Consider the following 8,348-nt stretch of genomic DNA (forward strand, 5'->3'; position numbering starts at 1 on the left):
CGGGCGGCCGCACGCGCCCCGACACGGGTGCCCGCCGGGGGTGCGGGGTTGCCCCCGCACCCCCACAGGCGTCCGCGCCCCTGGATCAACCACCCGGCTGCCCTTCGAGGACGCGCCCTACCGGGTCAGGCCCGCCCGGCGGAGGGCGTCGGCCATCGCGGAGTTGACCACCGGCGGCTGCTCGCGGCTGCCGCCGCGGCGGTCCTGGCGGGGCGGGCGGGAGCCCCCGCGGTCGCCGCCACCGCGCTGGTCGCCGCGGTCGCCGCGCTCCGCGCGGTCGCCGCCGCCGCCGGAGCGGGGTGCGGTGTCGTCGTCGAGGCGCAGCGTCAGGCCGATGCGCTTGCGCGGCACGTCGACCGAGGTGACCTTGACGCGGACGATGTCGCCGGGCTTGACGACGTCCCGCGGGTCCTTGACGAAGGTCTTGGACAGCGCGGAGACGTGCACCAGGCCGTCCTGGTGGACGCCGACGTCCACGAAGGCGCCGAAGGCGGCGACGTTGGTGACGACGCCCTCCAGCACCATGCCGACCTCGAGGTCCCCGATCTTGTCGACGCCCTCCTTGAAGGTGGCGGTCTTGAAGGCGGGGCGGGGGTCGCGGCCGGGCTTGTCGAGCTCGCCGAGGATGTCGGTGACGGTCGGGACGCCGAAGGTGTCGTCGGCGAAGTCCGCCGGGCGCAGCGAGCGCAGCACGGAGCCGTTGCCGATCAGTGCGGGCAGGTCGCCGCCGGTGGCGGCGAGGATGCGGCGGACGACGGGGTAGGCCTCGGGGTGCACGGCGGAGGCGTCCAGCGGGTCGTCTCCGCCGGGGATCCGCAGGAAGCCGGCGCACTGTTCGAAGGCCTTGGGGCCGAGCCGGGCGACGTCCTTGAGGGCGCGCCGGGTGCGGAAGGGGCCGTTGGCGTCGCGGTGGGCGACGATGTTGTCGGCGAGGGTGCCGGTGACGCCGGAGACCCGGGTGAGCAGCGGCGCGGAGGCGGTGTTGACGTCGACGCCGACGGCGTTGACGCAGTCCTCGACGACGGCGTCCAGCGAGCGGGAGAGCTTCACCTCGCTGAGGTCGTGCTGGTACTGGCCGACGCCGATCGACTTGGGGTCGATCTTGACGAGCTCGGCGAGCGGGTCCTGGAGTCGGCGGGCGATGGAGACGGCGCCGCGGATGGAGACGTCCAGGCCGGGCAGTTCCTGCGAGGCGAAGGCCGAGGCGGAGTACACGGAGGCGCCGGCCTCGGAGACCATGACCTTGGTGAGGCCGAGGTCGGGGTGGCGCTTGATCAGGTCCTCGGCGAGCTTGTCGGTCTCCCGCGAGGCCGTGCCGTTGCCGATCGCGACCAGGTCGACGGCGTGCTTCTTCGCGAGGGCGGCGAGGGTGGCGAGCGCGGCGTCCCACTTGTTGGCGGGCTGGTGCGGGTAGATCGTGTCGTGGGCGACGACCTTGCCGGTGGCGTCGACGACGGCGACCTTGACGCCGGTGCGGAAGCCCGGGTCGAGGCCCATGGTGGCGCGGGTGCCGGCGGGGGCGGCGAGCAGCAGGTCGCGCAGGTTGGCGGCGAAGACCCGGACGGCCTCGTCCTCGGCCTCCTGGCGCAGCCGGGTGCGCAGGTCGATGCCGAGCCGGACGAGGATGCGGGTGCGCCAGGCCCAGCGGACGGTGTCGGTGAGCCACTTGTCGGCGGGGCGGCCGCGGTCGGCGATGGCGAAGCGGGCGGCGATCCGCTGCTCGTAGTCGTTCTCGCCGGGCAGGTCGCCGTCCTCGCCGTCGTAGGGGGAGAGGTCGAGGTCGAGGACCTCCTCCTTCTCGCCGCGCAGCATGGCGAGGATGCGGTGCGAGGGCAGCTTGGTGAACGGCTCGGCGAAGTCGAAGTAGTCGGCGAACTTGGCGCCGTCCTGCTCCTTGCCCTCGCGGACGGCGGCGACCAGGCGGCCCCTGGTCCACATCCGCTCGCGGAGCGAGCCGACCAGGTCGGCGTCCTCGCCGAAGCGCTCGACCAGGATCGCGCGGGCGCCGTCCAGGGCGGCCGCGGTGTCGGCGACGGCCTCGCCCAGGTACCCGGCGGCGAGCGCGGCCGGGTCCTGCGAGGGGTCGGCGAGCAGGGTGTCGGCGAGCGGCTCCAGGCCGGCCTCGCGGGCGATCTGGGCCTTGGTGCGCCGCTTGGGCTTGAAGGGCAGGTAGATGTCCTCCAGGCGGGCCTTGGAGTCGGCGGCGAGGATCTGGGCGCGCAGCGCGTCGTCCAGCTTGCCCTGGGCCTCGACGGACTCCAGGACGGCGGTGCGCCGCTCCTCCAGTTCGCGCAGGTAGCGCAGCCGTTCCTCGAGGGTGCGCAGCTGGGCGTCGTCGAGTGCGCCGGTGGCCTCCTTGCGGTAGCGGGCGACGAAGGGAACGGTCGCGCCGCCGTCGAGCAGGTCGACGGCCGCCTTCACCTGCCCTTCGCGGACGCCCAGCTCTTCGGCGATCTTGCGTTCGACCGGCATGGTCACGGGGCCTGCCACCTTCTCCCGGGGTTCCTCCTGGTACGCCCTGCATTCTGGCAGGTACGGCCTGCCGGATCGGGTCGGGCCGTGTCCTGGGGGCGGCGTGGCGCGTTGTGCTGACGGTCGGTGACACACGGTTTCACCGTGATTACCCGACTCGATTTGTCTGGTATGAGATAGATCACAGGCACTCGAAGCTTTCTCCGTGGAGGCGATGGTGGCTCAGGCCCCGACCCCGGTCACCCAGTGGGGAATGCCCCTGGGCGGGCCGTTCCGCTGGACGCGGCCCACGACCTGGCCCCGCGAGGCGCTCGCCCTGGCCGGGTACTGGATCGCCTCCCGCCTCGTCATGATCGGCATGCTCCGCTCCGGCAAGGCCGAGCAGGCGATCGAGGTGCACCGCACCTACTACCACTGGTTCCTGGTCCTCAGCGACGGCCACTTCCCGGTCGGCGACGTGACCTGGCAGTACCCGCCCGGCGCGGCGCTCGCCATGCTGGCCCCCGGGCTGCTGCCCTTCCTCACCTACCTGCAGGCCTTCGCGCTGCTGATGCTGCTCACCGACGCGGTCACCCAGGCCGCGCTGGTCCGGGTCTCGCTGCGCCGCAACGGCGGGGTGCACCGGGGGCGGTCGACGGCGGGCGCCTGGATGTGGGCGCTCTCCCTGCCGCTGCTGCTCGGCCTGCCGTACGGCCGCTACGACCTGCCGGTGACGGCACTGGCGATGGCCGCCCTGCTGCTGATGCCGAGCCGGCCGCGGGCGGGCGGGGCGCTGGCCGGGATCGGCGCGATGGTGAAGGTGTGGCCGGCCCTGGTGGTGCTGGGCGCGCCGCGCGGCAAGGGGACCCGGCAGGCGTGGACGGGGATGTGCCTGTCGGCGGCGGCGCTGCTGCTGGTGATGGCCACCCTGTTCGACGGCGCGATGGACTTCCTGACCGCGCAGCGCGGCCGGGGCGTGGAGATCGAGTCGCTCGGCGGCAGCGTGCTGCACGTGGCCCGGGAGCTGGGCTGGCCGGGCGAGGTGGAGATGCACTACGGCTCGCTGGAGTTCCTCGGCCCGCACGTCGACCTGGTGGCCCGGGTGTCGCTGGTGCTGACGGCGCTGGCCTTCGGCTGGCTGCTGCTGTGGCGCTTCCGGGCCAGGCGGTGGAACCCGGCGTTGCCGTACGACGCGGCGCTGACCGCGGTGCTGCTGTTCACCGTGACCAGCCGGGTGATCAGCCCGCAGTACCTGATCTGGCTGATCGGGCTGGCCGCGGTCTGCCTGACGGTGCGGGGGTCCTCGCAGCGCCCGGTGGCGGTGGTTATCCTGCTCGCCGTCGGGGTCACCACCGTCGACTACCCGCTCTTCTTCGACGCGATGATCAAGGGCGGCTGGCAGCCGACCCTGGTGATCGTCGCCCGGAACGGACTGCTGCTGGTCGCCTCGCTCTGGTCGGCGGCCCGGCTGTGGCGCGCCTCGGTCTCCCCGGTGGCCGCCCTCCAGGAGGCCCCCCGCGTCAGCCGGGGCCCGATCCGCGTGGCCTGACGGCCGGGGGCGCGCCGCCGCGGACGGCCGCCGTCACCACACCGGCCGGATGCGGCCGCTGGGGCCGAGGGCGGCGAGGTCGGCGGTGAGCCGGTGCAGGCGCTGCTCGCCGAGCGCCTCCCGCCAGGGGCGGACGGCGTCGGCGGCGGCCTCGTCGGCGGCGCGGGTGCAGGCCCAGCCGCGCTCGGTGAGGACGACCAGCCGGGCACGGGCGTCGGCGGGGTGCGGGTGCCGTTCGACGTACCCCTTGCGGACGAGTTCCTCGACCATCTGGCTGGCCGCCTGCTTGGTCACGCCGAGGTGCTCGGCGAGTTCGCCGACGGTGGCGCCGTCGGGGGCGAGCCGGACGAAGGCGAAGCCGTGCGCGGGCCGCAGGTCGTCGAAGCCGCGGGCCCGGACGCCGTCGTCGATGCTGCGGACCAGGTCGGCGGCCAGGCCGAGGACCAGGGGCGGCAGGGCGCGGGCGGCGGGCTCGTCCATGGCGGTCAGTCTAGGTGCTTGACGGTTCGTCGGTACCGAGGGCACATCGACCTCCCAAAGAAGTCCAGTCGCTTGACGAAATCGTCAAGCTGATTGATCATATAGTCAAGCGAACTGACCTTCCGCATGCCAAGGAGACAGCTGTGCCAGTCGTCCGACCCGACCACGCCACCGTGTTCGACCTGCATGGTGCCCGTTTCACCTCGTACGCCTCCGCCGCCACCGGCGCCGACCTGCTCCGCAGCTGGCGGCTCGACGTCCCCGCCGGCACCACCGGCGTGGAGCACACCGTCAGCGGCGAGGAGGTGCTGCACCTGCTCGACGGCGCGCCGACCGTGACCCTCGACGGCGAGGCCACCGTCCTCGCGCCGGGCGACACCGTCGTCGTCCCGGCCGGCAGCCGGCTGAAGGTGGACAACCCCGGGCCGGGGCCCGCCGCCGCCTGGGTCACCACCACGGCCGGGCTGCGGGCGATCCTCCCCGACGGCTCGGTCGTCAACCCGCCCTGGGCCGTCTGAATCGAACTCCGGATCGGGGGAAGGATCCGCGGGCCGGGCCGGACACCCGAGCCCGCCGCCGACGCCCCAGGGAGGTTCCGCAATGGCCCGCCGGTCCGCACCAGAGCGCACGCCCGAGCACGACGACGAGTCCGAGGCGGGCGGCAGACCCCCGGGCGGGCGGCCCGCCCGGGGCGGCGGCGGACGCGGCAGGCTGCCCTGGTACTTCGGGCTGCCGGTCGCGCTGGCCGCCGTCCTCGTCCTGCTGCTGGCGGCGGCCGGGCTCGACCTGCTGCCCGGCCTGCCGAACCCGTTCGCCGAACGGGAGGTCGACCGCAGCGGACCCGCCGTCCTCAAGTCCATCCAGAACATGAGCCGCTACACCGCGGCCACCGGCAACTTCCAGGTCATCGTCGACCTCGACCAGGACGCCAAGTTCCTGCCCTCGCAGCTGCTCGGCAAGCGCACCCTGTACGTCGCCACCGGCAGCGTCGGCGCCTACGTCGACCTCGGGGCGCTGCCGCAGGGCGCGGTGACCGTCTCCGCGGACCGCCGGACGGCCGCCATCGCCCTGCCGCACGCCGAGCTGGCCGACGCCGCCCTGGACGTCCGCCGCTCCTACGTGTTCTCGCAGCAGCGCGGGCTGTTCGACCGGATCGGCGACTTCTTCTCCGGGAACCCCGGCGACCAGCAGCGGCTGGAGGTCCTGGCGACCGAGAAGATCCAGACCGCCGCCCGCGACACCGCGCTGACCGCCACCGCCGAGACCAACACCACCGCCATGCTCCAGGGACTGCTCCGCTCGCTCGGCTTCACCACCGTCACCGTCACCACCACCGGCTGACCCGGCCCGGACGGACGGGCCGGCCAGAGCGCTGGGGCGGTCGGTCCAGGGGCGCGTGGGGGTACCCGCGCGCTTGGACCGACCACCCCGGCTCCTAGCGGACCTTCCGGCGTTCCCACATCGGGGCGACGACCGCGACCAGGGCGACCGCGAAGCCGATCTGCAGCAGGTGGCGGGTCCAGTCGATGCCGCCGGTGTGCGCGACGCCGAGCCAGCCGGCGACGCCGTTGCCGAGCAGTGCGCCGGCCGCGCCGAGCAGCATGGTCAGCCACCACGGGATCGCCTGCGGGCCGCGCAGGATCAGCTTGGCCAGGACGCCGAGGACGAATCCGATCAGCAGGATCCACAGCAGTTGGAACACGGCTCCTCCGCTCCGCCGGGCCTCCGCCCGTCCCGGCATCGCCGCTGGTTGTGGGTGATCACCAGCTTGCGTCCTGGCGGGCCGCTCAGCACGTCGGAGGGCGGCTCAGAGCGGCCGGACCCCCGGGGCGCCGACGCCGCGGTGGGCCTCGGCGAGCAGCAGGTAGCCCTCGGCGTTGGTGCGGATCCCGGCGCGCTCCTCGTCGGTGAGCGGGCGGCGGACCTTGGCCGGGACGCCGGCGACCAGGGAGCCGGGCGGCACCTCGGTGCCCTGGGTGACCACCGCACCGGCGGCGATCAGCGAGCCCGAGCCGATCCGGGCCCCGTTGAGCACCGTGGCACCCATGCCGACCAGCACGTCGTCCTCGACCGTGCAGCCGTGCAGCACCGCGTTGTGGCCGACCGAGATCCGCTCGCCGAGCACCAGCGGGAAGCCGGGGTCGGCGTGCAGGGTGCAGTTGTCCTGGATGTTGGTGTCGGCGCCGACGGCGATCGTCTCGGCGTCGCCGCGCAGCACCGCGCCGTACCAGATGCCCGCGCGGGCGGCGACGGTGACCGCGCCGACGACGACCGCGTTGGGGGCGACGAACGCCGAGGGGTCGACGGCGGGCACCCTGCCCGCGACGGCGGCGATCAGCGGCTCGGCCATGGTCGGTACTCCTGGTCTCGAACGGTGCGGGAACGGCGGGTACGGCAGGGTCGGCTCCCGGGGTCGGCCCGCGGGGTCAGCCCTCGTACGGGAGCAGCTCGGCGCGCTTGGGCGGGCGGCCGTCGCCGGAGGAGCGGCCGGTGAGGCGGCGGCCGATCCACGGGCCGAGGTGGCTGCGCAGCCAGCGCAGGTCGGCGCCGAGCTTCGCGGTGCGGCTCTGCGGGGCGGCGGGGGGCAGCGGGATGCGCCAGTCCTGGGCGGCGGGGCGGCCGAGTGCCTCGAGGACGGCGACGGCGACCCGGCGGTGGCCCTCGGCGGAGAGGTGGAGCCGGTCCTCGGCCCACATCCGCGGGTCGTCGAAGCAGGGGGCGCTGAAGAGGTCGACCACGACCGCCCTGCCGCCGGAGTCGCGGGCGATGCCCTCGACGAAGGCCTTGAGCTCCAGGACGGCCGGCAGCAGGCGGGTGCCGCCGGGCATCCGGCGGCTGGGGTCGGTGCTGGTGAACATGACCACGGTGGCGCCGCCGGCGAGCAGGGTGCGGGCGGCGACGCCGAACCGCTCCCTGACGTGGGCGATGTCGCAGCCGGGGCGCAGCACGTCGTTGAGCCCGCCGGCGAGGGTGACCAGGTCGGTGCCCATCGCGGCGGCCGGGCCGACCTGCTCGTCGCAGATCTGGCCGATCAGCTTGCCGCGGACGGCGAGGTTGGCGTAGCGGAAGCCGCCGCCGTCCTGCTCGGCGGCCAGGGCGGCGGCGACGCGGTCGGCCCAGCCGCGGTAGTGGCCGTCGGGCAGCAGGTCGTCGCACATGCCCTCGGTGAAGGAGTCCCCGACGGCGACGTAGCTGGTGAAGGTGGCTGTGTTCTCCATGGCCCGACGATCGTACGCGCACCGGCTACCGGCCGGTACGAAGGGGCGCCCCGGAGCCGGGGCGCCCCTGGTGGCGCGCGGTCAGCTCGGGTGGGAGGCGGGGCGGCGGCCGCGGAGGTGGCGTTCGACGTCCTCGGGGGCGGGGGCCTGCCGGGTGAAGACGTCCTGGCCGACCACGGTCGACTCCCAGACGTCCGCGGCGGCGGCCGAGCGGGTGAGCAGCCAGGTGGCGAGGATGGTCTCGTCGCCCGCCAGGTACTGCCCGCTCCAGCTGGTGACCGAGCCGGCGTCGCCCTGCTCGTTGCGCCAGGCGACCGTCCAGCCGACCGCGGTGCCCTGGCCGGGCCCGGCCGGCGCGTCGTGGCGGCCGGTGAGCTCGTACGGGCCGGCCGCGTGGCCCGCGCCCGACACGTACGTCCCGGTGAGGCCGCCCGACGTGTCGTCGGTGAGCCGCATGTGCGAGCCGAACTCGTTGTACCAGTCTCCGGCGATGGTCATCGATGCTCTCCCTGGGCGGACCCGTTCCGGCGGCCGCACCCCGGTCGGGCGGCCGCGTGGCTCTCCCAGGATCGGGCCGGGGGGTGGGCTTCGCACCGCGACCGGGCCGGTGCGCGGGTCGCCGGCGCCGCGGTCTCCGGACAGGATCGGAG

At 74.6% G+C, this 8,348-nt stretch carries 9 protein-coding genes; 3 read left to right on the forward strand and 6 right to left on the reverse strand.

The window, feature by feature from the left end:
• Positions 1 to 117: 117 nt before the first annotated feature.
• A complete protein-coding gene (locus tag ABD353_RS25815; protein ID WP_344626070.1) occupies positions 118 to 2,472 on the reverse strand; it encodes a Tex family protein in 2,355 nt (784 codons plus the stop codon).
• Positions 2,473 to 2,686: 214 nt separating this feature from the next.
• Here ABD353_RS25815 and ABD353_RS25820 point away from each other — a divergent pair, with 214 nt between their 5' ends.
• On the forward strand, positions 2,687 to 4,000 hold the full coding sequence (locus ABD353_RS25820; RefSeq protein WP_344626071.1) for a glycosyltransferase 87 family protein: 1,314 nt from the start codon (positions 2,687 to 2,689) through the stop codon (positions 3,998 to 4,000).
• Positions 4,001 to 4,033: 33 nt separating this feature from the next.
• On the opposite strand, the gene ABD353_RS25825 is transcribed toward ABD353_RS25820, so the two are convergent.
• A complete protein-coding gene (locus ABD353_RS25825) occupies positions 4,034 to 4,480 on the reverse strand; it encodes a MarR family winged helix-turn-helix transcriptional regulator (RefSeq protein WP_344626061.1) in 447 nt (148 codons plus the stop codon).
• 143 nt (positions 4,481 to 4,623) lie between these two features.
• Here ABD353_RS25825 and ABD353_RS25830 point away from each other — a divergent pair, with 143 nt between their 5' ends.
• Positions 4,624 to 4,998: a cupin domain-containing protein gene (locus tag ABD353_RS25830; RefSeq protein WP_344626062.1), complete on the forward strand. Its 375-nt coding sequence runs from the start codon at positions 4,624 to 4,626 to the stop codon at positions 4,996 to 4,998.
• Positions 4,999 to 5,080: 82 nt separating this feature from the next.
• A complete protein-coding gene (locus tag ABD353_RS25835; protein WP_344626063.1) occupies positions 5,081 to 5,821 on the forward strand; it encodes a DUF4230 domain-containing protein in 741 nt (246 codons plus the stop codon).
• A gap of 94 nt (positions 5,822 to 5,915) precedes the next feature.
• On the opposite strand, the gene ABD353_RS25840 is transcribed toward ABD353_RS25835, so the two are convergent.
• From ABD353_RS25840 to ABD353_RS25855, 4 genes are all read right to left on the reverse strand, one after another.
• Positions 5,916 to 6,182 carry a GlsB/YeaQ/YmgE family stress response membrane protein gene (locus ABD353_RS25840; protein WP_344626064.1) on the reverse strand — a complete coding sequence of 89 codons (267 nt, stop codon included), beginning with the start codon at positions 6,180 to 6,182 and terminating at the stop codon, positions 5,916 to 5,918.
• A 105-nt stretch (positions 6,183 to 6,287) separates the two neighbouring features.
• Entirely contained in the window at positions 6,288 to 6,830 is a 543-nt protein-coding gene (locus ABD353_RS25845; protein WP_344626065.1) for a gamma carbonic anhydrase family protein, read from the reverse strand.
• A gap of 76 nt (positions 6,831 to 6,906) precedes the next feature.
• Complete coding sequence (locus tag ABD353_RS25850) at positions 6,907 to 7,698, reverse strand: SGNH/GDSL hydrolase family protein (protein ID WP_344626066.1); 792 nt, start codon at positions 7,696 to 7,698, stop codon at positions 6,907 to 6,909.
• An 81-nt stretch (positions 7,699 to 7,779) separates the two neighbouring features.
• Entirely contained in the window at positions 7,780 to 8,196 is a 417-nt protein-coding gene (locus ABD353_RS25855) for an avidin/streptavidin family protein (protein WP_344626067.1), read from the reverse strand.
• Positions 8,197 to 8,348 lie beyond the last annotated feature (152 nt).

The sequence above is a fragment of the Kitasatospora arboriphila genome (genome assembly GCF_039528095.1).
GTDB classification, from domain to species: Bacteria; Actinomycetota; Actinomycetes; order Streptomycetales; family Streptomycetaceae; genus Kitasatospora; species Kitasatospora arboriphila.

Bases quoted from the DNA above. Each gene is read 5' to 3' on its own strand.
- ABD353_RS25815 (WP_344626070.1), bottom strand. From the start codon at position 2,472: ATGCCGGTCGAACGCAAGATCGCCGAAGAGCTGGGCGTCCGCGAAGGG.
- ABD353_RS25820 (WP_344626071.1), top strand. From the start codon at position 2,687: ATGGTGGCTCAGGCCCCGACCCCGGTCACCCAGTGGGGAATGCCCCTG.
- ABD353_RS25825 (WP_344626061.1), bottom strand. From the start codon at position 4,480: ATGGACGAGCCCGCCGCCCGCGCCCTGCCGCCCCTGGTCCTCGGCCTG.
- ABD353_RS25835 (WP_344626063.1), top strand. From the start codon at position 5,081: ATGGCCCGCCGGTCCGCACCAGAGCGCACGCCCGAGCACGACGACGAG.
- ABD353_RS25845 (WP_344626065.1), bottom strand. From the start codon at position 6,830: ATGGCCGAGCCGCTGATCGCCGCCGTCGCGGGCAGGGTGCCCGCCGTC.
- ABD353_RS25850 (WP_344626066.1), bottom strand. From the start codon at position 7,698: ATGGAGAACACAGCCACCTTCACCAGCTACGTCGCCGTCGGGGACTCC.
- ABD353_RS25855 (WP_344626067.1), bottom strand. From the start codon at position 8,196: ATGACCATCGCCGGAGACTGGTACAACGAGTTCGGCTCGCACATGCGG.